This window comes from Gemmobacter nanjingensis, from assembly GCF_014652195.1.
Classification (GTDB): Bacteria; Pseudomonadota; Alphaproteobacteria; order Rhodobacterales; family Rhodobacteraceae; genus Gemmobacter; species Gemmobacter caeni.
This window is the reverse complement of record NZ_BMYI01000007.1, coordinates 174,579-198,856: the sequence shown is the minus strand read 5'-3', so window position 1 is coordinate 198,856 and position 24,278 is coordinate 174,579. Positions and strand designations below refer to the sequence as shown.

The following is a 24,278-nucleotide window of genomic DNA, read 5'->3' as shown; positions in this document are numbered from 1 at the left end:
GGCTCCGCCCCGCAAGGTGATGAGAACGTAGATTTTCAGAAATAGCCCAAAAACATCACTATTACAAGAAACCCCGAAAACATCACCTTTCGGGCATGGGTTGCCGTGGCAAGCGCACCGCGGCCTGAAAGCCCGAAAGCGTGCCCGGACGTGGCGAGGTCAGGACAAGCGCGCTGCCCGCGCGATCCGCGATGGCAGCCACGATGGCCAGCCCCAGCCCGCTGCCATCACCATTGGCCCCTGCGCGTTCGAACCGGGTTGTCAGGCGGCCCAAGACCTCCTCCGGCACTACTGGCCCGTCATTGGCAACGGTCAACACCCCGTCCAGGGTCAGCGCCACGCTGACCGGGGCGGTATCAGATCCGTGCCGCAGGGCATTTTCGGCAAGGTTGCGGCACAGGATGCCGAAAGCATCGGGGTCAAGGTCCGACAGCACCGGCGTTTCGGGTAGCGTCAGGACAATGCGGCCGGGCGCGGCGGTGCGGCCCAGATCCTCGACCATGACACGGGCAACCGGCCGCAGATCAGCAGCGTGATCCAGCCGCAGCCGCCCGCCTTCGGCCCGCGCAAGCTGCATCAGCCGCTCTGACAGCCGCGTCAGGCGTTTCAGCGTGGCTTCGATCTGCCCCGCCCGGTCGCGTGCCGCTGCATCGGCAGTCTCGGACCGCAGGCGCTGAACCTGCGCGATGGCCCCGGCCAGCGGGGTACGCAGCTCATGCGCTGCATTGGCGGCAAAGCTGCGCTCGGCCTCGAAGGCCGCGCGCAGCCGGTCCAGCAGATGATTGAGCGTGGTGGCCAGCGGGTTGATCTCGGACGGCAGATCCGTCGCGGGCACCGCCGAAAGGTCACGGGCGCTCCGCGCCTCCAGCCGGCTGCGGAACCGGCGCAGCGGTGCGAGGCTGAAACGCACCGCCAGCACAATCGCCGCCAGCGCAGCGGGCAGCAGGATGAACAGCGGCAGCGCAAGCCCGAGCTGGATCTCGCGCGCTACCTCGGCCCGATAGGCCAGAGGCTCGGCCACCGTGATCCGGACCGTGCCCTGAAGCGCCGCATCACTGTACAGCCGATGCGTAGCGGTATCGTGGAACCCCGTCCCTTCGTAGGGCGGAAAGACCGCCGGGTCGGCGGCATGGGATTGCAGCAGGATACGCCCTTCGGCATCCCGCACGACATAGGTGAAAAACTCGTCATGCTCGCGGATCGGCGCAAGGTGCTGCGTCACGCCTTCATCCTCGCGCCCGACGATATCGGTCACCGCCAGCGGCAGGATGCGCTCGGCGGTTTCGCGCAGGGCGCTGTCGAACACCTCGTCCATCTCACCGCGCAGAATGACCGCCGTGATGGTGGCGGCCAGCAGCCACAACAGGGTCAGCACCAGACCGACCGACAGACCGAGCCGGGCCTGAAGGCTGCGCGGCAGTCTCATGGCTTGCCCAGCCGGTAACCCATGCCGCGCTCGGTCTCAATCAGCGTGGCGCCCAGCTTCTTGCGCAGGCGGCTGACATGAACCTCGATCGTGTTGCTTTCGATCTCGGCATCGAAGGCATACAGCTTTTCTTCCAGCTGCGCCTTGGACAGAAGCTGACCGGGGCGGGCCAGCAGGGCCTCGAACAGTGCCCATTCGCGGGCGGTCAGCGCGACGGTCTTGCCATCCCGCAGCACACTTCGCGCGGCAAGGTCGATCTCCAGCGCGCCATGGCTGATGATCGGGTTGGGATTGCCGGAATAGCGCCGCGCCACAGATCCTATCCGCGCCGAAAGCTCGGCAAGGTCGAAAGGTTTCACCAGATAGTCGTCGGCCCCGGCATTCAGCCCCTCGATCCGGTCCGACACCTGATCAAGCGCAGTGAGAATGATGACCGGCGTCACATCGCCCCGCGCCCGCATCGCGCGCAGAAAGACGATCCCTCGCCCATCGGGCAACATGAGGTCAAGCAGAACCAGATCATAGGCCGTGCCGCGCAGGGCATCACCCGCCGCGTCAAGCCGCGTCACCCAGTCAACCGACTGGCCATCCGCCGCGATCTGGTCGCGCACCGCCGCGCCCAGAACCGTGTCATCCTCGATCAGCAGCAGCCGCATTTGTCGTTCCGTTCCTCTTGCACCGCCCCTTCCTGACCGGGCAGACTGACAAAAAGCTGACGTTTCCGCGCAGGGGGCTTCAGGCTCCTGTCAGCTTCGCCGGGCACGACAGTCCACGGTTGGCCGTGACGAGGAGTTTGGCCCATGAAGAAGACATTGACAATTCTTGGCTTTCTCGTCGCATTCCCGGCTGGCGTTGCCCAGGCGGGGCGGGATTGCCATGTGCCGATGGCGGACTGGCACCCCCGTGATGCCGTGGCGCGGCTGGCGGTCGAAAAGGGCTGGACGGTGCGCCGCATCAAGATCGACGACGGCTGTTACGAGATCAAGGGCCGCGACGCGGCGGGCCGCCAGATCGAGGTGACGGTTGATCCAGCCACGCTTGAGGTGATCGAACTGGAATACGAGGACGGCGATCACGCCTCTCACAGGCAGAAAGGGCCCGACGAGGACTGACCGGCAGGTGCAAGATCAGGCAGGATGCACCCCGGCCGCCACTGCATGTTCGGCGATCCCTTCCTCCTGCCCGTCGGTGAAGCTGGCAACGGTCAGGGGCTGGTCCATATCCGGGAAATGATATACCGCATTCACGCTGAACGGCCCGCCGCCGGTATGGCCGATCACCCGCCCGGCAGCCCCCCAGCTTCCGCTCATCACGCCAAGGCCATAGCCGCACTCTGTCCAGGGACGGCCCGGCAAGGCGGCGCCAAGCGGTTGACACAGGCACATCTGCGCCAGCATCTCTGGCCCGAGCAGCCGCCCCGCGAACAGACCATGCAACAGCCGTGCGGCATCTGCGGCGGTTCCCGTCAGGCACCCATGATAAACCCAGCCCGGATGATAACTTTGTGCGCCACCCCACAAAACCCGGCCGAACTGCTGGCGCGAGCTTGCCAGCGCGATGCTGCCCAACCCCAGCGGATCACAGATCAACAGCTTGATATTCTGCGCAAAAGACCGACCCGAGGCTTGCTCTGTCAGATCGCGGACCAGCAGATAGCCGACGTTGGAATAGGCCCAGCCTGCACCTGGCCCGAACAGACGACCCTGTGCCATCGCCACCTCTAACAGCCGGGTTGCGGGCCATGGCTCCTCGTTCCGGGCAACCGCCTCGCGGTATGCGGGCAATGCACCGTAGTCCGGCAGACCGGAGGTATGGTTCAACAGCTGACACAGCGAGAAGTCGTACCCGGCGAGGGGCATATCCAGCGACAGCAGGCCCTGTTCCACCATTCGCAGCGCGCAGATCGCCAGAGCCGTTTTGGTAAAGCTCCAGTAGGGGAAAATCTCTGAACCGGCCACAGAAGGGCTGTCGAAGCCGTGATCGGTTATCCGATGGGTGAAGATGCGACGAGGCGGCGTCATCCTTGCCTTCTATAACATGCCGGGTGTCCCCGGAACGATCTTCCCCTTCCCCTGCCTGACGGCAAGCTGAAGCAGGAAAGGCCACGCCGTCAGGTAACGCTCAGGTCGGGCCCCCAGTTTGCACGGAGCAAACGAAAGGAGACCCCTGACATGACAAAGACCCTGGCGCTTCTTGTCGCCTCCACCGCGCTGAGTGTCACCATCGGTGCCCCGGTCCGGGCGGCCACACCGACCCCCACGGCACCGGTGCAGCAGCCTCTGGCCACCCGCATCTCCGACAGCGCGCAGGCGCTCCCCCTCGTGCTTGTCAGCGGGGACGACGACGAGGACCACGAGGAGGATGACGAGGAGGATGACTGCGACGACGATGATCGCACATGCGGGGCGCAAGGTGCCAATCCCGCCCCGGCAGGCAGCGCGGCTCCGCCGAAGAACGGGCTGTTCGGCAGTGGCACCCCGCCCAAGGCGCAGCTGAACTGACCCTTCCCTGGATCTCTCAAAGGACTCCCACACATGAAATCCCTTCTTGCAACGCTGGCCCTGACCACGGCGCTTACGCTGCCCGGTCTCGCACTGGCGAAACCCGTCACGCTGAGCACCACGCTGAACGCCTATGGCGGCGAAGGTGCCTATCTTGCCTATTACGTCACAGATGCTTCGGGCGCCTATGTCGGCAGTCTGTGGATGGCGGGCGGCAAGTCGAAATATTACGAACATCTGGGCGACTGGTATCGCGCGACCGGCGGCGATACGGCGCAGGTGAACGGCATCACCGGCGCCAGCGTGGGCTCAGGTCGCAAGCTGGATGTCACGCTGGATCTGGCCGATGCGCTGTTTGATGCGGGCTACACGCTGCATATCGACGCGGCGGTGGAGGATATGCGCGACAGCCCCAATGAAATCGCGGTTCCGCTGACCACCAATGGTGCCGGCAAGGCGGTGCAGGGGCGCCGCTACATCGCCAGCTTCCAGTACGACATGTAAGAGGCAGGGCCATGATCCGCGCATTCCATCGCTGGCCGGGTCTTCTGGCCCTGGCTCTGGTCACACTTCTCGCGCTCAGTGGCGCCGCGCTTTCCGTCTTTCCGGCAGCAGAGCAGCTTGCAGCGCCGCAGGCCAGCGCCGATCTGTCGGTCGCCACGCTCGCGGGCCGCGTTCAGGCGGCCTATCCGGGGGTCGAGCAGATCCGCCGCGCGCCGTCAGGGCGGGTCACGGCCTATTGGTTCGATCAGGGCACGCCGGGCGCCGCCGTGATCGACCCGGCAACCGGGCAGGGGGTAGCCTCGGCCGATCCCGGCCAGGTCCAGCGCTGGCTGACGGGCCTGCACAGGTCGCTGTTCCTCGGGGATGGCGGTCGCCTTGCCATGGCGGCGGGGGCTGCGGCGATGCTGGTGCTGTCGCTGTCGGGCGTGGCGCTGGTGGCGCGGCGCACCGGCGGGCTGCGGCACTGGTTCACCCGCCTGCGCGGCCCGCTGGCCGGGAGGCTGCATGTCGAGATCGCCCGGATCGCGGTGGCCGGTCTTCTGCTGTCGTCTGTCACGGCGCTGTCGATGGCAGCCTCTACCTTCGGTTTGCTGCCCGAGACCGGCGGCGCGCCCGCCTTTCCTGCGGCGGTGAGCGGCCAGACCGGCATCGCGCCCGCTCAGATCGTCACGCTGACCCAGACGCCTGTCAGCACCTTGCGGGAACTGAGCTTTCCCTACCCCGGTGACGCGACGGATGCCTTCACCCTGAAGACGGATCGGGGCACCGGATATCTGGATCAGGGAACCGGCGCGCTGCTGGCCTGGGCCGATCTGACCGCCGGGCAGCGGATGTCCGAAACCATTTACATGCTGCACACCGGGCAGGGGGCAGCAATGCTGGGGCTGATGCTGGGGCTGATGGCGCTTGGCGTCCCGGTGATGGCGGGCACGGGGGTTGCACTCTGGCTGTCCGCGCGGCGCGGGCGCCCCCGCATCCGTGACAACCAGCCCGCGTCGCAGGCTGAAACAATCCTGCTGGTCGGCAGCGAAGTCGGCAGCACCTGGGGTTTTGCCGCGACGTTGCATGAAGCGCTGACCCGTGCAGGCCAGACGGTGCATGTCGGCCCGATGTCGGATTTCGCGCCGGAAACCTATGGTCGCGCCCGGCGCATCCTTCTGTTCGCCGCTACCTATGGCGACGGCGCGGCGCCCGCTTCGGCCGCCGGATTTCTGGACCGGCTGGAACGTGCCACGCCTCTGCCTGAAATCCCGATGGCTGTTCTGGGCTTTGGCGACCGCAGCTTTCCCGCCTATTGCGCCTTTGCAAATGCCGTCACCTCCGCAGCCTGCGCGAAGGGCTGGGAGGCGTTGCTGCCGCCCGACACCGTCGACCGTCAGTCCCCGCAGGATTTTGCGCGCTGGGGCCGCGCATTGGGGCAGAGGCTTGGACTGCCGCTGGAACTGTCGCACCAGCCGGTCGCACCACGCACACAGACCCTCACGCTGCTGTCACGTCGGGATTATGGCGCCGAGGTGCAGGCCCCGACCGCAATTCTGCGGTTTGCCCTGCCCCGCCAGAGCCTCTGGCAGCGGCTGACCGGCGCAGGCTTTGCCCGGTTCTCGGCGGGGGATCTGATCGGTATTCTTCCCGACGATGGCGCCGCGCCACGCCTTTACTCGCTGGCCTCCGGGCGGCGCGACGGATTTGTCGAGATCGTGGTGCGCAAGCATCCGGGCGGCCTTGTCTCATCACGGCTGACGGCGCTGCATCCGGGCGAAACTGTCACCGCCTTCCTGCGGCCCAACCCCGGCTTCCGGCCAGGCCGGGGCAAGGCGCCGCTTATCCTGATCGGGGCGGGAACCGGCATCGGGCCTCTGGCAGGCTTCCTGCGTGCAAACCGGCGGCGGCGGCCCGTCCACCTGTTCTTCGGGATGCGCCATCCTGACAGCGATTTCCTTTACCACAGCGAAATAGCCGACTGGCAGGCGCAGGGGCGTCTGACCCGGCTGGTCACCGCCGTCTCGCGCGGGGTGAAACCGCATTATGTGCAGGATGCCCTGCGCGCCGAGGCGGCGCAGGTCACGCAGCTGATCCGCGAGGGTGCCCGTGTCATGGTCTGCGGTGGCCGGGACATGGCGGCAGGCGTGACCGAGGCGCTGGCCGAAATCCTGGCCCCGAGCGGGCTGACCCCTGCCATGCTGAAAGCCGGAGGACGCTATGTCGAAGATGTTTACTGACGGAAATCGCGTCGCCCTGAACGGCGCAACCATGGGCACGCGCTGGTCGGCCCTGTTCTTCACGAACACTGACACCCCGGCGCTGCATCGCGCCCTGCAGGCCGCTGTCGACGAGGTGGATTCCCAGATGTCGACCTGGAAACCCGACAGCGACCTGATGCGCCTGAATGCCGCGCCACAGGGGGAATGGGTGGCTCTGCCCGCGCATCTTTGTCGCGTGCTGCGCCTTGGGCTTGAGATCGGGCGCGCTTCGGGCGGCGCCTTCGACATCGGCATGGGCGACAGTGTCGCGGCCTGGGGCTTCGGCCCCGAAACCGCCAGCGCCGCAGCCATCCACGCTGCCGCATCGACAGAACGGCCCCCCGCCTTCACGACGCTGGAGCTTGCAGAGCGCCGCATCCGCAAGACTGCGCCCATCCGGCTTGACCTGAACGGCATTGCCAAGGGCTATGGCGTGGACCGTCTGGCCGAAACCCTGCTGGCCCATGGCATCCGCGATGCGCTGGTCGGGATTGATGGCGAGATGCGGGCGCTTGGCTTGCGCCCGGATGGCGAGGCCTGGACCATCGCCATCGAGGCACCGGAGACCGGACGGCGCAGCCCCCAGTCGCTGCTCGCGCTTCAGGATGCCGCCGTGGCAACCTCGGGCGATTACCGCCACTGGGTCGAAACGCACGGCCAGCGGCTGTCACATACGATGGACCCGCAGCGCGGCATGCCGCTGGCCAGCTCCCCCGCCTCGGTCACGGTCGTGGCCCGAAGCTGCGCCGAGGCCGATGCCTGGGCGACGGCGCTCATGGTGCTTGGGCCAGACCGGGGCACCGCGCTGGCGCGGGAGCACGGGTTTGACGCGCTGTTCCTGATGCGCGGGGCAGAAGGGGGCGTCACCGCTCAGGGAACCGGCGGGCTGTTTCCGGCAGCACCGCCCCTTCATGCCTCATGACAAGGCGCTGGCTGGCACCAGCACCTCTCCCCGCGCCAGCAGCCGCGCGGTGCGCAGGATCCCCGCTGTGTGCAGTTCGGGCGGCGCCTCCCCGCCGGATGGGGTGAACTCCACCGTCACTTCGATACGGCCGGACGGGTGCTCCAACACCAGATCCGCAGGACTGGTCAGACCGGGAGCCAGATCGGCGGTCACGCTGCCGGGCACCAGCAGGCTTGCCGCAAGGCACTGCGCGCCCGTCACCGCCATGCCGGGGTGGCAGGTCTGCGGCATGAAATAACGTGCACTGGCAGTGCCGCCCTGCCGGGCGCGCGCCATCAGGGCGAATTTCGGCGTGACCGAGGCCGAGACGTCGCCCATTCCCATCAGCGCACCCGCCTTGACCCGGATCGCCTCGCGCCGCGCGATGAAGGCGGTATCGGCATCCAGCTCCGCCGCAGTTTCGGCGCCGGTCAGGCCAAAGGCCTCGGCCTGGGCGATCACCACTGGCATGGCCACGTCCAGACACGTCACCTCCACCCCGTCGATCCTGTCGCGCGCCTGGCCGGTCGGCAAAAGCTGGCCGGTGGCAGCTCCAACGGTTTCGCGGAACCCCAGCCGGATCGGCGCGCCCCGACGTGGCACCCCGTCGATGGCAAGATCACCGTCATAGACCACGCGGCCGCCCGGTGTCTGGATCACCGCATCGACCAGCGCCCCGGTATTCACCGCACGAATGCGTACCCGTGTGACCGGCTCCGTCGCGGCGATCATGCCCATCTCGATGGCCGCCGGGCCGACCCCGGACAGGATATTGCCGCAGGTCGGCTTGAAATCGACACGCTCTTCGTTCACCGAAACCTGTGCGAAGAAATAGTCGATATCCGCTTCCGGATCGGTCGAGCGTGACAGCATGGCGACTTTCGTGGTCACCGCCACACCGCCGCCCAGCCCGTCGATATTGTAGGGGTGCCCGGCCCCCAGAGCCGCAATCAGCACCCGCGCCAGCCGCGCAGGTTCGGCGGGCAAGTCTGCGCGGGCGAAATACAGACCCCGCGACGTGCCGCCGCGCATCATCAGAAAGGGAATAGCATGCTGCATCATGGCGTACGCCTCCGGTCGGGGTGCGGCCTGCAGCGGCCCCCGGTCTGGCAGGGTTGCAAACGGGTCGCCCGGCAAACGGGCGACCGGATCTGGAAGGTCAGTTCAGCGGGCGGATGTGGCGAACATAGCCCCCGAACGTGCCGAGCCTTTCGGCATAGGCGACAAGGCGGGGCAGGGCGGGCTTGTCACCCGCCAGCAGGAACCAGCGATGGACCGCCGGGGCGGCGCTGATATCGGCCAGCGTCAGCGATGGGCCCGCGATGAAGTCACGCCCGTCAAGCTGTCTGTCGAGCAAGGTACAGGCCGCGATCACCGCAGGCAGATCGGTGTCGTCGGTCTTCCCGGCGGAGCGTGCCTTGCGCAACCGGGTCAGCGGCGGCGTCAGGGTGATCGAGGCCCAGTCCATCCAGCCTTCGACAGCAGCCTGTCCGACGGCGGAGGAGGGCAGCAGACTGACCGCATCGAAACGCCGCGCCAGATACCGCAGGACGGTGTTCGATTCCCAGATCACCGCGTCGCCCTCGCGCAGGACCGGCACCTTACCGCAGGGGTTCAGCGCCAGAAACTCCGGCGTATCGACCGGACCAAAGCCGCGCCCGGCAGGCACCAGGCGGTATTCCTGCCCGATCTGGTCAAGCAGCCAGAACACCTTTGCGGAATTTGAGGAGTTGGGTCGGCCGAAAAGTTCGATCATCGTCACGCCTCCTCACCCGCAACAAGCGCCATCACCACATCCAGCCGGTCATCATCGGCCAGCGACAGGATGGTATCAAATGCGGCTCCGGCCTTGACTTCGCCCAGCGAGGGCGCCGCACAATCGGTGAATTTTGCCCGCAGTTCCGCATCCGACATCGGATTGGACGGGCCGCGCCCGAACCGTGTCGAGGCGCTGTCCTCGAAAATACGGCCGTCTTTCATCACCACCTGCAAACGGCCCAGATAGGCGTCAGGCGCCTGATGGCCCGTGGCCTCGACACGGGGCAGCAAGCGCGCCAGATCCGCGGTGAGGAATGTGGCATCGTCAAAATCGGCCAGACGGATCTGGCCGCAGGTCAATGCCCTGGCAGTCAGGAACTGCACGCTGAACTTCGCATCCAGGCCCGAACGCGGCTCGGGCCGGTTGGTATGGGCCAGGCGGCGTTCATGGGTGCGAATGTCGATCCGCTCGATCGCCTCCGCTGCCAGAAGCCCCTCGCGTGCAACGATGCGAAGCGCGGCATCAATCGCGGAATGCGCCGAACCGCAGCAGGGGTGCTGCTTGATGGCGATGCCGGGCTCCAGCACCTCCATCGGCCCGTCCCAGCCGTTCAGGATGGCATCGGCATCATAGGTTCCCGCACCATTGAACAGATTGAAGAACCCGTAGTTATGCTCGAATGCCTCGGGATTGGCGGTGATGCCGCGACGGGTCACGAGGGCGGCAAGGATGCCGTTATGCGCTGCCTGACCCACATGCAGCGGCTTGACCGGGGTGCCGAAATTCGACTTCAGCCCCGAAGCCATCGACACCGCCACCGCCAGCGCGGTGGTCATCTGTTCCTCGTTCAGGTCCAGCATGCGGGCAGCGGCGGCGGTGGCGCCGAAAACGCCCAGCGTTGCCGTCGGATGCCAGCCCTTTTCATAATGATGCGGCAGCAGACCGCGCGCCAGCCGGGTTTCAACCTCGACCCCGGTCATCCACGCCTCAAGCGCCTTGCCCGCCGTCGCGCCGGTCATTTCCGCCAATGCGATCACCACCGGCACCACGGGCGCGGAAGGATGGCCCCCCATGGTGGTCGAACAATCATCAAAATCGAGCGCATGGGCAGCGGTGCCGTTCACCAGACCGGCATGCAGGACAGAGGCACGGCGTCCGCCCCGCCCCCAGAGCGTGGCCTGTGACGGGGCCGCGCCGATGTCCAGCACCGCCTCCAGCGCATCAAGGCTTGAGGCATCAGACCCTGCGAGGGCCACGCCCAGCGTATCGGCAAAGGCGCGGCGTCCGATCCGGGCCGCTTCGGGCGGGGCGGTTTCCAGGCGGATCGACAGCGCCCGGCGGGCCAGTTCGCGTGCAAAGCTCATGTTCATCACTCCTTGCGGCTCAGCGCGTCGCGGCCAGGATTGCATCGGTCAGGATGCCAATGCGGGGCAGGGTGTCGAGTTGCATGAGCAGATCGAACACGCCGGTTGCTCCGGTGGCGGTCAGGCTGGGGCGGGCGCAGTCGGCGAATTTCGCGGCCAGCATCTCTTGCGGCAACGGGGTTTCCGGGCCACGCCCCAACGGCGCCGCGACGGTCTGGCGCAGGATGCTTCCATCCCGCAGAGTCACCGCCACCTCGGCACCATAATCATTGGCGTCGTCATCATGCGGCTCCATGCGGATCAGGCCCATGATGCGGGTCACTTCGGGATCATGCAGCGCCGCATCCTCGAAATGCTCCAGCAGGACCGCGCCATTCACCAGCCCGCGCGACACAGCATAGGGCAACGAGAATTTGGCGTTCAGCGCGCTGGTCGCGGGGTTGCGCACATGGGGCAGCAGGCGGCGCGGATGCATCCGCACCAGCACATCGCTGACATTGCTGCTGTCGGGCAAGGGCCCGTCATGCAACTGGATCGCAGCATCAATGGCGCCGTGCACGCTGTAGACACAGGGATATTTCTTGATCGAAATGCCGGGAGCAAGCAGATCAAGCGGTTCCGCCCAATTCACCAGCATCCGGTCGGCATCGTAGTTTCCGGCGCCGTTGAACACCTCCAGGAAGCCCTGCGGATGTTCCAGCGCCACGGGTGAGCCGTTCACCCCCCGCACCGCCATCAGTGCGGCAAAAAGACCATTGCGCGCGGCAATTCCGGCATGCAGCGGCTTGGTATCGGTTCCGAAATTCGCCTTGATGCCGGAAGCCAGCGAGGCGGAAATCGAGATGGCATTGGCGATCTGGGCCTCGTCGGCTTTCAGCAGCACAGCCGCCGCGACCGCCGCCCCGAAGATCCCCAGTGTTGCCGTCGGGTGCCAGCCCTTTTCATAGTGCTGGAAGTTCACCCCGCGCGCAAAGCGCGTCGCGGCCTCGACCCCGATGATATAGGCATCGGTCACGGCCTTGCCTGACGCGTCCTGCGCCTCGGCAAGGGCGAGAAGGCCCGGAATGATGATGACCGTCGGATGGCCGGACAGCGATTTCGACGTGTCGTCATAGTCAAGCGCATGGCCCGCCGTACCATTGACAAAAGCTGCGTCCAGCAGGCCCAGCCTTTCCCGCCGCCCCAGCAACAGGCAGGGCCCGGCAGCGTGGGTTTCCGGCAGAAGCGCGGCTTCGGTCGTCGCGGTGCGCGCGCCCAGAAGCGTGCAGCCGATCATATCGGCAATCGCGTTCTTCGCCCATTTCACCGCATCGGGATCGAAGCTGGCGGGGTCGAGCGCGACGACACGTCGGGCGATTTGGTGTGACAGGGACATCGGATCACCTTTCCTTGGCCGCGGCCGGGGCCGCCTTGGTCTGCATCTCTGGAGTTGTGGGTTCGGGCTGCATCAGCGCGCTGAGCTTGCGGGCAGAGCCCTGCGCAGGCAGCGCCATCAGCGCATCGTAAAGGCGGGCCGTGGCGGCGGCGGAAAGCGTGCGATGCGCGCAATCCTCAAACTTCGCGCGGAACTGCGCCGGGGTCATGGGATTGGCAGGGCCGCGCCCCATGGCCACGCTGGCCGAGGCGGACAGAACCTCTCCGTCCGCCAGTGTGACCCGCACATGCCCCAGCGACAGGTCGCTGTCCGCATGCGCATTCAGCCGGACCTTTGCGGCAAGCGCTGCGGTTGCCGGATCGAAGACACGGTCTGCATCGAAATCGGCAAAGCTGATGCTGCCGGTTTGCAGCGCCCGCGCGGTCAGATACTGGGTCGAGAATTTGGCATCCAGCCCGTCCTTTGGAAGCGGTCGGTCAATATTCTTCAACCGCTTGCGGTGCAGTGTGACCTCGATCTGCTCGACAGGCGCGCGCAGCACGACGGGGTGCAGCTCTGCCGCCGCGTCGATGGCGCAATGAACGAAGGCACAGCAGGGGTATTGCTTGATAGCGATGCCGGGGGACAGCAGGGCGAAATCCTGCCCCCAGCCCTCCAGCGCGGCGTCGGTGTTTTCGGGCACACCACCGTTGAAGGCGGCCATGAAGCCGAACCTGTGGTCCAGCACCTCGGGATTGGCGGTGAACCCGGCCTCTGCCAGCAAGGCGGCCTGCACCCCGTTGCGATTGGCCTGTCCGGCATGCAGTGGCTTCGTCATCGTGCCGGAATTGGCCCGCAGCCCGGCCGCGCAGGAGGCCGCGATGCCGATGGCCACGGCCATCCGCTCCGCCGGGAGCCGCAGCAGATGCGCCGCCGCCACCGCCGCACCGATCACACCGAAGGTGACCGTCGGATGCCAGCCACGTTCAGCATGGGCAGGGTTAGACAGCCGAGCGATGCGGATTTCGGCCTCGACCCCCGCAACATAGGCGGTCAGCAGATCGGCGCCCGTGGCATCCTGCCGGTCGGCCAGCGCCAGCAGACCCGGAACGATGGAAACCGAAGGGTGGCCATCCATCTCCAGATTGCAGTCGTCAAAGTCCAGCGCATGCGCGGCGATTCCGTTGATCTGTGCCGCATCCAGCGGATGCAGCCGCCCGGCCCGGCCCAGCAGCGCCGAAGGGCCGGGCGAGGCGGGCAGAACCATCGACGCGGCGCGGACCACTTCGTCATTCGCGCCCGCGATGGCACAGGCGATCGTATCGGCGAAAGCCCGCGTCGCCCAGTTACGGACGGGATCGCCAAGGCCGGCAAAGGACAACCCTGCGGCGCGGGCCGCAAGCTGTGACGTCAGACACGTCATCGGAATTCCTATCTGTAAAACCTGCGCCCGGCCCGGAGAGGCCAGGCGCCGCCGGTCTCAGTGTTTCAGGATCTGGTCGAGGAACGCGCGGGTGCGCGGTTCACGCGGATTGCCGAAGAATTCTTCCGGCGGACCGCTTTCCACAATGCAGCCATCGGCCATGAACACCACTTTGTCGGCCACGGTGCGGGCAAAGCCCATCTCGTGCGTCACCACGATCATCGTCATGCCGCTTTGCGCCAGTTCGATCATCGTATCCAGAACCTCCTTGATCATCTCGGGATCAAGCGCGCTGGTCGGTTCGTCGAAAAGCATGATTTCCGGCTGCATGCACAGCGACCGCGCGATGGCGACGCGCTGTTGCTGCCCCCCCGACAGTTGCAGGGGATATTTCTGCGCCTGTTCGGGAATATGGACCTTGCCCAGAAAATGCATCGCCAGATCCTCGGCATCCGCCTTCTTCATCTGGCGGGTCAGCATCGGGCCAAGCGTCAGGTTTTCCAGCACAGTCAGATGCGGGAACAGGTTGAAGTTCTGGAACACCATGCCGATGTTGCGGCGGATGGCGTCGATGTTCTTCACATTGTCTGTCAGCTCCAGCCCCTTGACGAGGATCTGGCCTTCCTGATGCACCTCCAGCCGGTTGATGCAGCGGATCAGTGTCGACTTGCCCGAGCCGGACGGGCCGCAGACGACAACCCTTTCGCCCTTGCGCACATCCAGGTTGACGTTTTGCAGGACCTTGAACTGTCCATACCATTTGGAGACATCGCGCATCGAGATGATGCTGTCGTCACCGGCAGCGGTGACCGGGGTAGAGGCGGTAATTTGTGACATGGTTTTCCCCTTTGCCGCTCAGATGCGCCCTTCGGCGATCCATTTTTCGACCTGCCGCGCATAGCGGGACAGCGCATAGCCGAAGAACAGATAGACCCCCGCGACGAACAGGTAGGCTTCGACGTAGAACTGCCGCCACAGCGGGTCCTGCATCACGGCCGTCGTTGCGGTCAGGATGTCGAAAAGGCCGATGATGATCACGAAAGAAGTGTTCTTCATCGCGGCGATGATGTGGTTGGTGATGGCGGGCAGGCAGATGCGCAGCGCCTGCGGCAGGATGATACGGCGCGTGGTCTGCCAGTAGCTGAGGCTCAGCGAGGCAGCAGCCTCGTATTGCCCGCGCGGGATGGCCTGCAAACCGCCGCGGATCACTTCGGCCTGATAGCAGGCGAAGAAGATCGCGATGCCCACCGTGATGCGCAACAGCTTGTCCACCTCGACGCCGGCCGGAAGGAACAGCGGAAAGACGTTGACCGCAACGAAGAGAATGGTGATCAGCGGCACGCCGCGCAGCGCCTCGATGAAGACAACGGATACCCCGCGCGCCACCGGCAACGGCGCCCGGCGCCCCAGTGCCAACAGCACGGCGATGGGCATCCCGATCAGCACCGTGCCGGTGAACAGCAGCATGGTCAGCGGCAGCCCCCCCCATTCCGAGGTCGGCACATAGCGCAGGCCCAGCACGCCCCCGAACATGAGGATGCCGATACTGACGGCAGCCCCGATCCACAGCGGCACCAGAAACCGCATGTTCCAGCAGCGCGGCCACAGCGACAGCACCACCGTTGCCAGATAGACCACCATCATGATGACCAGCCGCCAGTGCTGATCATAGGGATAAAGACCGAACAGCATTGGCCGGTGCTTTTCCCCGATGACAGCCCAGCAGGCGCCGGTTGCCTGACGGCAGGTTTCGGGGTCAGTGGCAGACCAGGCCGCATTGAAGACGCCCCAGTCCAGCACGAACCACAGGAAGCGCAGCAGGACGGCAGCTGTCGCCAGCGTCAGCAGGATCTGGCCGGGCGAGTTGAACAGGTTGGCCTTCATCCACGCAGCGGGCGTCAGGCGGGCGTTGGGGTCGAAGGTGCCGGTGCGATGGACCGGGCTTTGAGTGATCGCGGCCATGACCTAGCGCTCCTTGATCGCGACAAGGCGGTTGTAGAAGTTCATCAGCAGCGAAGTGACGAGGCTGATGATGAGATAGACAAGCATCATCACCGCAATCGCCTCGACCGCCTGTCCCGTCTGGTTCATCACCGTATTGCCGATGTTCACCAGATCCGGGTAGCCGACGACAACGGCAATGGAGCTGTTCTTGATCAGGCTGACGTATTGGCTGGTCAGCGGCGGCACGATGACGCGCAGGGCCTGCGGCAGGATCACATAGCGCAGGATGAAACGCGGGCGCAGCGAGATCGACCGTGCGGCCTCGACCTGACCTTTCGGCGTGGCCTGGATACCCGCCCGGACGATTTCTGCGATGAACCCCGAGGAATAAAGCGAGATCCCCAGCATCAGCGCGAAGAACTCCGGGCTGAGGGCCGAGCCGCCCACGAAGCTGAACCCTTTGGGTTCGGGGAAGCTGATGGCATGCGGCGCACCGGCAAACAGCCAGACCGCCAGCGGCAGGCCCAGAACCAGCGCCAGACCCGGCCCCAGCATGTCGACATATTTTCCGGTGTTTTCCCGGTGACGCCGGGCGAGGCGCAGCCCGATCAGCGTGAGGATGACGCCCAGCACCAGCGCCCAGCCCATCCAGCCATGCGCCGGATGTGCGGCCGGAACCGCCACCATCAGGCCGCGATTGCTCAGATACCCGAAGCCGAACAGCTCGATCGCCTGACGGGGGGCGGGCAGGTTGCGGATCACCGCCGACCAGAAGATTACTTGCAGGATCACCGGGATGTTGCGGACCACCTCGACATAAGTGAGCGAGATGCGTTGCAGCAGCCAGTTGCCCGAAACCCGCGCGATGCCGACCGCGAAACCGATGACCGTTGCGACGAGAATGCCCGCCGCCGAGACGGTCAGCGTGTTCATCAGCCCGACCAGCAGGGCGCGGCCATAGCTGTCACGCGGCGAATATTCGATCAGGCGTTCGCCGATCTGGAATTGCGCCACTTCGCCAAGAAAACCGAAGCCGGTGGCAATATTCTGGCGTTGCAGGTTCTCGACCACGTTCTGATACAGAAACAGGCCCAGAAATACCACCGCAGCGGCCAGGGCGACCTGGTAGATCACCGTTCGGAAGCTTTCGCTGTAAAGGATGTCCTTCATGCTCCGGGCGGGACGTTTTCCGCCTCCGGAGGGTGTGGCATCAGTCATGTGTTATCCCCGAAGGTCGTCATGAGACTTGTGCCGCCCGGTCCCGCAGCGGGCACGGGCGGCATCGACAGAGGCAGCCGCAGGCCTTATTGCATCGGGAAGCCGTAGAGCAACCCGCCCTCGGTCCAGAGCTGGTTGTAATCGCGGTCCAGTGCCACGGGGCTGTCGGGCCCGAAGTGGCGCATGTAGATGTCCTTGTAGTTCCCGACCTGCTTGACCACGTTATAGGCCCAGGCATTGTCCACCCCGAGCTTGGTGCCATTGTCACCGATCACGCCCAGCAGGGTCTGGATGTCGAGGTCTTCCGAGGATTTCATCTCGTCGACATTTGCCTGGCTCACGCCCATCTCTTCGGCGTTGAACGTGGCATAGGTGACCCATTTGACCAGATCATACCATTGATCGTCGCCCTGACGCACCGCCATGGCAAGCGGCTCTTTCGAGAAGATGCCGGGCAGCAGGATGTGATCTGCGGGATTTTCCGTATCGAAGGCCCGCACGCCGGGCAGGGCCGCCTTGTCCTTGGTCAGCGCATCGCAGCGGCCGGTCACATAGGCATCGACAAGCTGCTTGTTGTTCTCGATCACAACGGGGGTGTAGGTCAGCCCGCGCGCAGCGAAGATTTGCGCCACATTGCGTTCGGTGGTGGAGCCGGGCGCCATGCAGATGGTCGCGCCGTCCAGATCCTCGACCTTGGTAATTCCGTCGGCCGCCCGGACAAGAAAGCCGGTGCCCGTGTAGAAGATCGGCGGCGCAAAGTTCAGACCCAGCGCGGTATCGCGCCCCAGCGTCGCCGTGACGTTGCGCGCCAGCACATCAACCTCGCCCGACTGGATCGCCGGGAAACGCTGCTGCGACGACAGCGCGACAAACCGCACCTTTGTTGCATCACCGAAAATCGCCGCCGCAAGCGCGCGGCAGAAATCGACCTCGAAACCGCTCCATTCTCCGCGGCTGTCCGGCGCGGCAAAACCATGGCGAGCCGGATGCACGCCGCACAGCATTTCGCCCCGCGCCTTCACGGCGGCCAGCGTGGCGCCCGTTTCTGCCTGCGCCATGCCGGCAGCGGCCAGTGTCAGGCCGGCAATGGCGGCAAACCCGACTGCTTTCATGTTGATCACCCCGATTCTCCTCTCGCTGCTGAAGGGCGCGGCAGGGTTGTTCCCGTGTGTTTTCGACGCCCATGTGCTATTGTATACAGATGTTTTTAATAGTATGCAAGATGTACCTGACACCGAGGGATTTCTGCCATGACGATCAAGACTCCAGGCCTGGACACGCGCGTAACCCATTGTGGACGCGCCCCTGCGCAGCATTTCGGCGCGGTCAACACCCCGGTTTACCGGGCCTCCACCATCCTCTTTCCGAACCTCGCCGCGCTGGAAGCCAAGGAAAGCGCGAGGCTGCGCTATGGCCGCCGCGGCACGCCGACGACTCATGCGCTGGAAGATGCGATCTGCGCGCTGGAAGGGTCAGATCGCGCCCTTGTCGCGCCTTCGGGGGTGAATGCGATCAGCACTGTCCTGATGGCTTTCGCCGAACCCGGCGCGCATTTTCTGGTCACCGACAGCTCTTACGGGCCGACCCGCAAGTTCTGTGAGCACACGCTGCGCAAGTTCGGGATCGAGACGACCTATTACGATCCGACCCTCGGCGCCGGAATCGAAAGCCTGATCCGCCCTGAAACCCGGCTGATCTGGATGGAATCGCCCGGATCGCAGACATTCGAGGTGCAGGATGTGGCGGCCATCACCGAAGCTGCCCGCCGCCACGGCATCACCACCGTGATCGACAACACATGGAGCGGCGGTTATTTCTTCCAGCCCATCACGCAGGGCGTGGACATCTCGATCCAGGCGGGAACCAAATACATCTCGGGTCATTCGGACCTGATGCTGGGAACCATCGCCTGTCAGGCGCCGGTCTATGAACGTCTGCGCGAAACCTATCTGCGCTTCGGCGTCTGCGTGGGCGCGGATGACGCCTATCTGGCGCTGCGGGGGCTGCGCACCATGGGGGTGCGGATGCGCCACCACCACAGCAGCGGCATCCGTGTCGCCAACTGGCTGGCTGAACAACCCGAAGTGCTGCAGGTGCTGCATCCGGCGCTGCCCTCGCATCCGGGCCATGCCTTGTGGAAGCAGTATTTCACCGGCGCATCTGGCCTGTTCGGCTTCGTGATGAAACCTGTCGATCACGATGCGCTGGCGCGCATGTTCGACGGGTTCACCCTGTTCGGCATGGGGTCGAGCTGGGGCGGTTTCGAAAGCCTGATCGTGCCCAGCAATCCGGCAGTCTATCGCACCGCTACAACCTGGGCTCCGGGCGGGCAGACCGTGCGCCTCCATATCGGGCTGGAAGATCCCGAAGATCTGATCGACGAACTGCGCAAGGGGCTGGACCGGCTGCGCCCATGACCCGCGCCGCCGAAGCGCCGAAGCCGGGCGATATCCGGCGCAGCCCGTTCGAACATCTGCTCGACCTGATCGAGCGGGGCGAGCTGCGCCCCGGTCACAGGCTGCGCGAGACCGATCTTGCGCAGCGTCTGGGCATCAGCCGCACGCCGGTACGCGAGGCCCTGCACCGGCTGCATGCGATGGGGCTGGCCGAACATGCGCCCCGCCGGGGGCTGATCATCACCCGGATGAACTTTGACCAGCTCAGCCAGCTTTTCGCCGTGCGCGAGGGGCTGGAAGGCATGGCAACCCGGCTGGCCGCACTGCACGCCTCGGCGGCGGAAATCGCGGTCCTGCGCGACATGGTGGAAACCGACGCCCGTACCAGCGAACCCGCGCATCTGCGCAGCCGCAACCTGATGCTGCACCGCCAGATCGTTCAGGCTTCACACAACAGCTATATGATCGAGGCCCTGAACAACCTGCGCGTCCATCTGAGCCTTGTGCCGGGATCGACCTATGCCAGCCCGGAACGCAGCCGCTCCGCGCAGGCCGAACACGAGGCCATCGTTGCGGCCATCACCGAACGCGACGCGGATCGCGCCGAACGCGCCGCGCGCAACCATATCGCGACCGGCTTTGCGCTGCGGCTGAAGATGATGGCAGAGGAATACTGACGACGCCCGCGCGCCCGGATCAGACCGCCGGGTCAGTTTCCAGGCTGAACAGCATGCGGTGCTGCTGCGAGGCGCGGACATGCCGGCGCGCGGCCTCTTCCGCCGCTTCGCGGTCGCGAGCCAGCAATGCGTCGACAATGGCGCGGTGTTCAACTGCGGCAGAGCGCGCCCTTTCCCCCTTGTCCAGAAGGCTCGGCAACAGGGACATGGTCAGCGTCAGCTGCGACAGGCTGCGCAGCAGATAGCGGTTATGCGCAGCCAGCATCATCAGACGATGGAAATTGCGGTTGATCTCGATCAGCGCCGAAACGTCATCAAGCGACGACATTTCCTTGTTGCTCAGTTCTTCCAGCATCGACAGTTCGATGTCGCTGGCACTTTGGGCGGCCAGCCGGGCAGCGGCGCCTTCCAGAATCTCGCGCATGAAATACAGCTCGACCGATTGCTGATGGCTGAGCACCGAAACCACCAGCCCCCGGCGCGGTTCGTTGGTCAGCAGGCCATCCGCCTCCAGCCGGGAGATGGCATCCCGAACCGGGGTGCGCGACACGCCGAACCGTTCCGCCAGATCGACCTCGGTCACCCGGTCGCCGACGCGCAGCGTCCCCGTGGTGATTTCCTTTCGCACCATCTCGTAGATATCAGCGACGAGATCGCCAGATGTAGAGGCCGCGCGAAGCCTGGGGCGGGATGCGGTTTCGGCTTTCTCCCTGGTCATGGGGTCTCGTATCTTCTTTCTGGAATCGTGAGGAACAATTTTCTTATAGTCGTAGTCCGCCCGCCATGACAACACAGCCCCGCAGGACGTGCGGTGATGTCATGGCGGGAGGGTCTGCCTTGCTCCGGCCCCGGTCAGACGGGGCGGTTCCAGCCGCCACCGCCGGGGGTGTCGATCTGCACCGCCTCGCCCTCGGCCAGCGAGAAAGAACATTTGGCGGCAACCCCAGCCTGACCACCTGCCGTATCACGATGCCAGTTCGCGCCGGGCTGCCCCGGCTGGCCGCCATGCAGGCCGTAGGGCCCGGTCCTGCGACGGTCCGATTGCAGCGAAACCCGCGCCTCGTGCCCCACGGGACTGATCGCCCGGATGATGCCCAGACCGCCCGGATGATCGCCCGCGCCGCCCGAACCGTCGCGCAGTTCATAGCGTTCGACGCGCAGCGGATAGCTGATTTCCATGGCCTCAATCGGCGTGTTCAGCGTGTTCGACATATTCGCATGCACCGCGCTCATGCCGGGGCCACCGGGGCGCCCGCCCTGACCACCGCCGATCGTTTCGATATAGGTATAGGCTTCGCCGGTGCGGGGATCATGGCCCCCGATCCCGATGAGGTTCATCGTGCCCTGGCTTGCGGCGGCGATGCGGTCCGGCGCGAACTGCGCCAGAACCCGCAGCACGGCATCGGCCACCCGTTGCGTGGTCTCGGTGTTGCCCGCGCAGACTGCCGCAGGCGGCCGAGCATCAAGAAACGATCCTTTCGGAATGCGCACCTGCACCGGGCGCATCACTCCGGCATTGGCCGGGATCGTGGCATCGGTCAGAATTTTCAGCGCATAGAACACAGAGGAATGCGTCATCGGCGCCACCGCATTCACATTGCCCGGACATTGTGGCGCCGAGCCTTCGAAATCGAAGACGAGCCCCGCCGGGCCGTTGTCGATGCGCAGGCGGATCATCACCGGGTCGCTGCCAACCCCGTCATCATCCAGCCAGTCCTCGCCGGACCATGACCCCTGCGGAAGCTCTGCCAGACGCGCGCGCATCCGTCGCTCTGCATAATCCAGCACCTCGGCCAGGCCCTGTTCCAGCCCCTCGGCACCGAAGCGCCCGGCCAGTTCGCCGATGCGGCGCGCACCGACCCGAAGCGCTGCAAGCTGGGCGTTCAGATCGCCGCGCCGTTCGGCCGGGGTGCGCACATTCGCCAGGATCATCGCCATGATATCGGTCTGCTCCACCCCCCGGCGATAAAGCCGGACCGGCGGGATGATCAACCCTTCCTGAAACACCTCGCGCGAGCGGCCGGGCATCGAGCCGGGCTCCATCCCGCCCACATCGGAATGATGGGCGCGGCTGGCGACATGGGCGATGCAGCGCCCCGCGACAAAGACCGGCGCGATGAGCGTGATGTCGGGCAAATGCGCCCCGGCGACGAAGGGATCGTTCACCACGACCACATCGCCATCCTCCAGCGGGTCCAGCCGCGCCAGCGTGGGGCCGACCGCCCGCAACATCGAACCCAGATGCACAGGCACATGTTCGGCCTGCGCCACAAGCTGCGCCTGCGCATCGAAGATGGCGCAGGAGGCATCCATGCGTTCTTTGATGTTTGGGGAAAAGGCGGTCAGCTTCAGCACGACGCCCATTTCCTGCGCCGTGGCCTCCAGCGCGTTGCGCAGCACCTCAAGGCGGATCGGATCGAAGCGGGTCATTGCGCAACCTCGACGATCAGGTTGCCGGACGGGTGAACGGTCATCATGTCTCCGGGGTAAAGGATGGAGGTGGCGGAAATCTCGTCGATCACGGCAGGACCGGCGATCACATCGCCCGCCCGCAGCCTTGCGCGGTCATAGACCGCCGCGTCGTGATAGGCACCCCCCGCATCTGCTTGTTCGAAATAGATGCGGCGTCGGCCCTTCAGCGCGGCCTGCGGCGAACCATCGCCCTGGGGAAGCCGGGGCAGGGCGGGTTTTTCCAGCTCGCCGGTGCCGATGACGGACAGCCCCACGACTTCGACCGCCGCACCGGGATCGGAATAACCGAAACGCGCTTCGTGCAGCGCGTGAAACAGACCGGGCATCCCGGCCCAGAAGCCGGGCCTCGTGGCCTCGGCGGGAACAGGCAGTTCAAAGCTCTGCCCGCGATAGCGCATGTCGATCCGCGCTTCGATGGCCTGTCTGGCGGGGGGCACGCCGTCATGGTCCAGCGCGCGGCGGGCGCGGTCGGCAAGGCTGCCGATCAGGGCCAGAACCTCGGCCTCCGACAGCGCGGCATGGGCCGCGACATGGGTCTGCACATATTCATGGCGCAGTTCCGAGATCAGTTGGCCAAGCGCGCACAGGATACCGGGGTTTGGCGGCAGCATCACCCGTGGCATGCCCAGTTCCCGCGCGACGGGACTGCCATGCATCGGCCCGGCCCCGCCAAAGGGCACCAGTGCGAAATCGCGCGGATCATGACCCCGCTCGACCGAGACGACGCGGATGCCGCGCATGATATTGGCATGGGCAACCCGCAGGATACCGGCGGCAGCTTCCTCAAGGCACAGCCCCAGCGGTGTTGCGACCTGGCTGCGGATCACCTGCTCGGCAGCCGCCAGATCCAGTGCCATGTCGCCTCCCAGACGCGATTCCGCCGAAAAGCGCCCAAGCACGAGGTTGGCATCCGTCACCGTGGGCCGGGTGCCGCCGCGGCCATAGCAGGCAGGGCCGGGCACAGCCTCGGCGCTTTGCGGGCCGACGCGCAGGGCACCCCCCTCGTCGATCCAGGCAATGGAGCCTCCGCCCGCACCGATGGCATTGATGTCGATGACCGGCAGGCGGATCGGCACCGTTTCCAGAACCGCGCTGCGGGTCACGGCGGGGCGCCCGTTGCGGATCAGGCTGATGTCGGTCGAGGTGCCGCCGATATCCATGGTGATGATATCGGGCAGCCCGGCCTCCTGCGCGACATGGGCGGCGGCCACCACCCCGCCCGCCGGACCGGACAGCACGGTATGCACGGGATGGGCGCGCGCATGATCCAGTGTCATCAGCCCGCCTGCCGCATCCATCACCATCACCGGCTTGCCCGGAGCAAGCCCCAGCCCGTCCCCGGAATGCAGCAGGTCGGACAGCGCGCGCAGGTAGTGATCCATCACCGGGCGCAGCCAGGCATTCAGCACCGTGGTCGAGCCGCGTTCATATTCGCGGAACTCTGAATTGATCTCGGTCGAGATACAGACCGGCACGCCGGGCAGCATCTCTTGCAGGATCGCCTGGGCGCGCTGTTCATGCGCCGGATTGGCATAGGAATGCAGAAACAGCACCGCCACGGTTTCCACCCCGGCAGCGGCCATGGCCCGTGCCGCGTCGCGCACATCATCTTCGTTCAGCGGCTGAAGCTCGACGCCGCCCGGCGCCAGCCGTCCCCGCGCGGTGAAACACAGCTCGCGCTCCACCAGCGGTTCGGGGCGCACGATTTTCAGATCGAACAGCGTCGGGCGGTTCTGTCGGCCGATCAGCAGGATGTCGCGAAAACCGTCGTTCACCAGAAAGGCGGTGCGGGCGCCGGTGCGCTGGATGACCGCATTGGTCGTGGTTGTGGTGCCATGACCGACATAATCGACCTCGGCCCCGCTGGCCCCCAGCAGGGCGACAGCCTTCTTCAGACCGGCCACCGTGCCTTCGGCGCGGTTATGCGGGGTGGTCGAGACCTTGGCCACCGCGATACGGCCTGTGCGGCTGTCATAGGCGATGCTGTCGGTGAATGTGCCCCCCACATCGGAGGCGACGCGCAGGCGGGTGGTCATGGTGGCTCCCTGAGTCGCATT

22 protein-coding genes are annotated in these 24,278 nt (G+C 65.7%); 7 read left to right on the top strand and 15 right to left on the bottom strand.

What is annotated here, in order from left to right:
* Positions 1–82 precede the first annotated feature (82 nt).
* Positions 83–1,426: a sensor histidine kinase gene (locus IE126_RS13375; RefSeq protein WP_189381299.1), complete on the bottom strand. Its 1,344-nt coding sequence runs from the start codon at positions 1,424–1,426 to the stop codon at positions 83–85.
* Positions 1,423–2,082 (bottom strand): response regulator transcription factor, encoded by a 660-nt coding sequence (locus IE126_RS13370; protein ID WP_189381298.1) that lies wholly within the window; start codon positions 2,080–2,082, stop codon positions 1,423–1,425. The genes IE126_RS13375 and IE126_RS13370 overlap by 4 nt, the downstream gene beginning before the upstream one ends.
* A gap of 144 nt (positions 2,083–2,226) precedes the next feature.
* On the opposite strand from IE126_RS13370, the gene IE126_RS13365 reads away from it, so the two are divergent.
* The gene (locus IE126_RS13365) at positions 2,227–2,538 is read left to right on the top strand and encodes a PepSY domain-containing protein (RefSeq protein WP_108129549.1); all 312 of its coding nucleotides are present in this window, start codon (positions 2,227–2,229) and stop codon (positions 2,536–2,538) included.
* A 15-nt stretch (positions 2,539–2,553) separates the two neighbouring features.
* Here the strand turns inward: IE126_RS13365 and IE126_RS13360 are convergent, their stop codons facing one another.
* Entirely contained in the window at positions 2,554–3,447 is an 894-nt protein-coding gene (locus IE126_RS13360) for a serine hydrolase domain-containing protein (protein ID WP_189381297.1), read from the bottom strand.
* A 150-nt stretch (positions 3,448–3,597) separates the two neighbouring features.
* Here IE126_RS13360 and IE126_RS13355 point away from each other — a divergent pair, with 150 nt between their 5' ends.
* Genes IE126_RS13355 through IE126_RS13340 form a run of 4 tightly spaced genes read left to right on the top strand, consistent with a single transcriptional unit; the run spans position 3,598 to position 7,593 of the window.
* Entirely contained in the window at positions 3,598–3,927 is a 330-nt protein-coding gene (locus IE126_RS13355; protein ID WP_189381296.1) for a hypothetical protein, read from the top strand.
* A 33-nt stretch (positions 3,928–3,960) separates the two neighbouring features.
* The gene (locus IE126_RS13350; protein ID WP_189381295.1) at positions 3,961–4,431 is read left to right on the top strand and encodes a DUF2271 domain-containing protein; all 471 of its coding nucleotides are present in this window, start codon (positions 3,961–3,963) and stop codon (positions 4,429–4,431) included.
* 11 nt (positions 4,432–4,442) lie between these two features.
* Complete coding sequence (locus tag IE126_RS13345; RefSeq protein WP_189381294.1) at positions 4,443–6,650, top strand: PepSY domain-containing protein; 2,208 nt, start codon at positions 4,443–4,445, stop codon at positions 6,648–6,650.
* On the top strand, positions 6,631–7,593 hold the full coding sequence (locus IE126_RS13340) for an FAD:protein FMN transferase (protein ID WP_189381293.1): 963 nt from the start codon (positions 6,631–6,633) through the stop codon (positions 7,591–7,593). The genes IE126_RS13345 and IE126_RS13340 overlap by 20 nt, the downstream gene beginning before the upstream one ends.
* On the opposite strand, the gene IE126_RS13335 is transcribed toward IE126_RS13340, so the two are convergent.
* From IE126_RS13335 to IE126_RS13295, 9 genes are all read right to left on the bottom strand, one after another.
* Positions 7,588–8,676 (bottom strand): 4-oxalomesaconate tautomerase, encoded by a 1,089-nt coding sequence (locus IE126_RS13335; RefSeq protein WP_189381292.1) that lies wholly within the window; start codon positions 8,674–8,676, stop codon positions 7,588–7,590. The genes IE126_RS13340 and IE126_RS13335 overlap by 6 nt on opposite strands.
* A gap of 97 nt (positions 8,677–8,773) precedes the next feature.
* Positions 8,774–9,370 carry a glutathione S-transferase family protein gene (locus IE126_RS13330; protein ID WP_189381291.1) on the bottom strand — a complete coding sequence of 199 codons (597 nt, stop codon included), beginning with the start codon at positions 9,368–9,370 and terminating at the stop codon, positions 8,774–8,776.
* 2 nt (positions 9,371–9,372) lie between these two features.
* Positions 9,373–10,737 carry an MmgE/PrpD family protein gene (locus IE126_RS13325; protein WP_189381290.1) on the bottom strand — a complete coding sequence of 455 codons (1,365 nt, stop codon included), beginning with the start codon at positions 10,735–10,737 and terminating at the stop codon, positions 9,373–9,375.
* Between the two features lie 19 nt (positions 10,738–10,756).
* Positions 10,757–12,112, bottom strand: a complete 1,356-nt coding sequence (locus tag IE126_RS13320) for an MmgE/PrpD family protein (protein ID WP_189381289.1) — start codon at positions 12,110–12,112, stop codon at positions 10,757–10,759.
* Between the two features lie 4 nt (positions 12,113–12,116).
* Positions 12,117–13,514, bottom strand: a complete 1,398-nt coding sequence (locus IE126_RS13315; RefSeq protein ID WP_189381288.1) for an MmgE/PrpD family protein — start codon at positions 13,512–13,514, stop codon at positions 12,117–12,119.
* 57 nt (positions 13,515–13,571) lie between these two features.
* A complete protein-coding gene (locus tag IE126_RS13310; RefSeq protein WP_369814581.1) occupies positions 13,572–14,291 on the bottom strand; it encodes an amino acid ABC transporter ATP-binding protein in 720 nt (239 codons plus the stop codon).
* A 78-nt stretch (positions 14,292–14,369) separates the two neighbouring features.
* Positions 14,370–15,476: an amino acid ABC transporter permease gene (locus IE126_RS13305; protein ID WP_189381287.1), complete on the bottom strand. Its 1,107-nt coding sequence runs from the start codon at positions 15,474–15,476 to the stop codon at positions 14,370–14,372.
* A gap of 3 nt (positions 15,477–15,479) precedes the next feature.
* Positions 15,480–16,676: an amino acid ABC transporter permease gene (locus IE126_RS13300; protein ID WP_054302077.1), complete on the bottom strand. Its 1,197-nt coding sequence runs from the start codon at positions 16,674–16,676 to the stop codon at positions 15,480–15,482.
* An 86-nt stretch (positions 16,677–16,762) separates the two neighbouring features.
* The gene (locus tag IE126_RS13295; protein ID WP_054302202.1) at positions 16,763–17,788 is read right to left on the bottom strand and encodes an amino acid ABC transporter substrate-binding protein; all 1,026 of its coding nucleotides are present in this window, start codon (positions 17,786–17,788) and stop codon (positions 16,763–16,765) included.
* Between the two features lie 138 nt (positions 17,789–17,926).
* Between IE126_RS13295 and metC the strand changes: the two genes are divergently transcribed.
* Both metC and IE126_RS13285 read left to right on the top strand, forming a co-directional pair.
* Positions 17,927–19,093 carry a cystathionine beta-lyase gene (gene metC, locus IE126_RS13290; protein WP_189381286.1) on the top strand — a complete coding sequence of 389 codons (1,167 nt, stop codon included), beginning with the start codon at positions 17,927–17,929 and terminating at the stop codon, positions 19,091–19,093.
* Positions 19,090–19,749, top strand: a complete 660-nt coding sequence (locus tag IE126_RS13285; protein WP_189381285.1) for a GntR family transcriptional regulator — start codon at positions 19,090–19,092, stop codon at positions 19,747–19,749. The genes metC and IE126_RS13285 overlap by 4 nt, the downstream gene beginning before the upstream one ends.
* 19 nt (positions 19,750–19,768) lie before the next feature.
* Here the strand turns inward: IE126_RS13285 and IE126_RS13280 are convergent, their stop codons facing one another.
* From IE126_RS13280 to IE126_RS13270, 3 genes are all read right to left on the bottom strand, one after another.
* Complete coding sequence (locus IE126_RS13280; RefSeq protein ID WP_054302074.1) at positions 19,769–20,467, bottom strand: GntR family transcriptional regulator; 699 nt, start codon at positions 20,465–20,467, stop codon at positions 19,769–19,771.
* 134 nt (positions 20,468–20,601) lie between these two features.
* Positions 20,602–22,179, bottom strand: coding sequence for a hydantoinase B/oxoprolinase family protein (locus IE126_RS13275; protein ID WP_054302073.1), 1,578 nt, complete (start codon positions 22,177–22,179; stop codon positions 20,602–20,604).
* Entirely contained in the window at positions 22,176–24,257 is a 2,082-nt protein-coding gene (locus IE126_RS13270; RefSeq protein WP_189381284.1) for a hydantoinase/oxoprolinase family protein, read from the bottom strand. Before IE126_RS13270 ends, IE126_RS13275 begins: the two co-directional genes overlap by 4 nt.
* Positions 24,258–24,278: the final 21 nt, after the last annotated feature.

What these genes read in the sequence shown, in the direction of transcription:
- IE126_RS13370 (WP_189381298.1), bottom strand. Translation starts at nt 2,082, where the DNA reads ATGCGGCTGCTGCTGATCGAGGATGACACGGTTCTGGGCGCGGCGGTG.
- IE126_RS13350 (WP_189381295.1), top strand. Translation starts at nt 3,961, where the DNA reads ATGAAATCCCTTCTTGCAACGCTGGCCCTGACCACGGCGCTTACGCTG.
- IE126_RS13340 (WP_189381293.1), top strand. Translation starts at nt 6,631, where the DNA reads ATGTCGAAGATGTTTACTGACGGAAATCGCGTCGCCCTGAACGGCGCA.
- IE126_RS13315 (WP_189381288.1), bottom strand. Translation starts at nt 13,514, where the DNA reads ATGACGTGTCTGACGTCACAGCTTGCGGCCCGCGCCGCAGGGTTGTCC.
- IE126_RS13285 (WP_189381285.1), top strand. Translation starts at nt 19,090, where the DNA reads ATGACCCGCGCCGCCGAAGCGCCGAAGCCGGGCGATATCCGGCGCAGC.
- metC (WP_189381286.1), top strand. Translation starts at nt 17,927, where the DNA reads ATGACGATCAAGACTCCAGGCCTGGACACGCGCGTAACCCATTGTGGA.
- IE126_RS13300 (WP_054302077.1), bottom strand. Translation starts at nt 16,676, where the DNA reads ATGACTGATGCCACACCCTCCGGAGGCGGAAAACGTCCCGCCCGGAGC.
- IE126_RS13275 (WP_054302073.1), bottom strand. Translation starts at nt 22,179, where the DNA reads ATGACCCGCTTCGATCCGATCCGCCTTGAGGTGCTGCGCAACGCGCTG.
- IE126_RS13365 (WP_108129549.1), top strand. Translation starts at nt 2,227, where the DNA reads ATGAAGAAGACATTGACAATTCTTGGCTTTCTCGTCGCATTCCCGGCT.
- IE126_RS13270 (WP_189381284.1), bottom strand. Translation starts at nt 24,257, where the DNA reads ATGACCACCCGCCTGCGCGTCGCCTCCGATGTGGGGGGCACATTCACC.
- IE126_RS13310 (WP_369814581.1), bottom strand. Translation starts at nt 14,291, where the DNA reads ATGCGCGATGTCTCCAAATGGTATGGACAGTTCAAGGTCCTGCAAAAC.
- IE126_RS13375 (WP_189381299.1), bottom strand. Translation starts at nt 1,426, where the DNA reads ATGAGACTGCCGCGCAGCCTTCAGGCCCGGCTCGGTCTGTCGGTCGGT.
- IE126_RS13335 (WP_189381292.1), bottom strand. Translation starts at nt 8,676, where the DNA reads ATGATGCAGCATGCTATTCCCTTTCTGATGATGCGCGGCGGCACGTCG.
- IE126_RS13355 (WP_189381296.1), top strand. Translation starts at nt 3,598, where the DNA reads ATGACAAAGACCCTGGCGCTTCTTGTCGCCTCCACCGCGCTGAGTGTC.
- IE126_RS13325 (WP_189381290.1), bottom strand. Translation starts at nt 10,737, where the DNA reads ATGAGCTTTGCACGCGAACTGGCCCGCCGGGCGCTGTCGATCCGCCTG.
- IE126_RS13295 (WP_054302202.1), bottom strand. Translation starts at nt 17,788, where the DNA reads ATGAAAGCAGTCGGGTTTGCCGCCATTGCCGGCCTGACACTGGCCGCT.
- IE126_RS13360 (WP_189381297.1), bottom strand. Translation starts at nt 3,447, where the DNA reads ATGACGCCGCCTCGTCGCATCTTCACCCATCGGATAACCGATCACGGC.
- IE126_RS13280 (WP_054302074.1), bottom strand. Translation starts at nt 20,467, where the DNA reads ATGACCAGGGAGAAAGCCGAAACCGCATCCCGCCCCAGGCTTCGCGCG.
- IE126_RS13305 (WP_189381287.1), bottom strand. Translation starts at nt 15,476, where the DNA reads ATGGCCGCGATCACTCAAAGCCCGGTCCATCGCACCGGCACCTTCGAC.
- IE126_RS13345 (WP_189381294.1), top strand. Translation starts at nt 4,443, where the DNA reads ATGATCCGCGCATTCCATCGCTGGCCGGGTCTTCTGGCCCTGGCTCTG.
- IE126_RS13330 (WP_189381291.1), bottom strand. Translation starts at nt 9,370, where the DNA reads ATGATCGAACTTTTCGGCCGACCCAACTCCTCAAATTCCGCAAAGGTG.
- IE126_RS13320 (WP_189381289.1), bottom strand. Translation starts at nt 12,112, where the DNA reads ATGTCCCTGTCACACCAAATCGCCCGACGTGTCGTCGCGCTCGACCCC.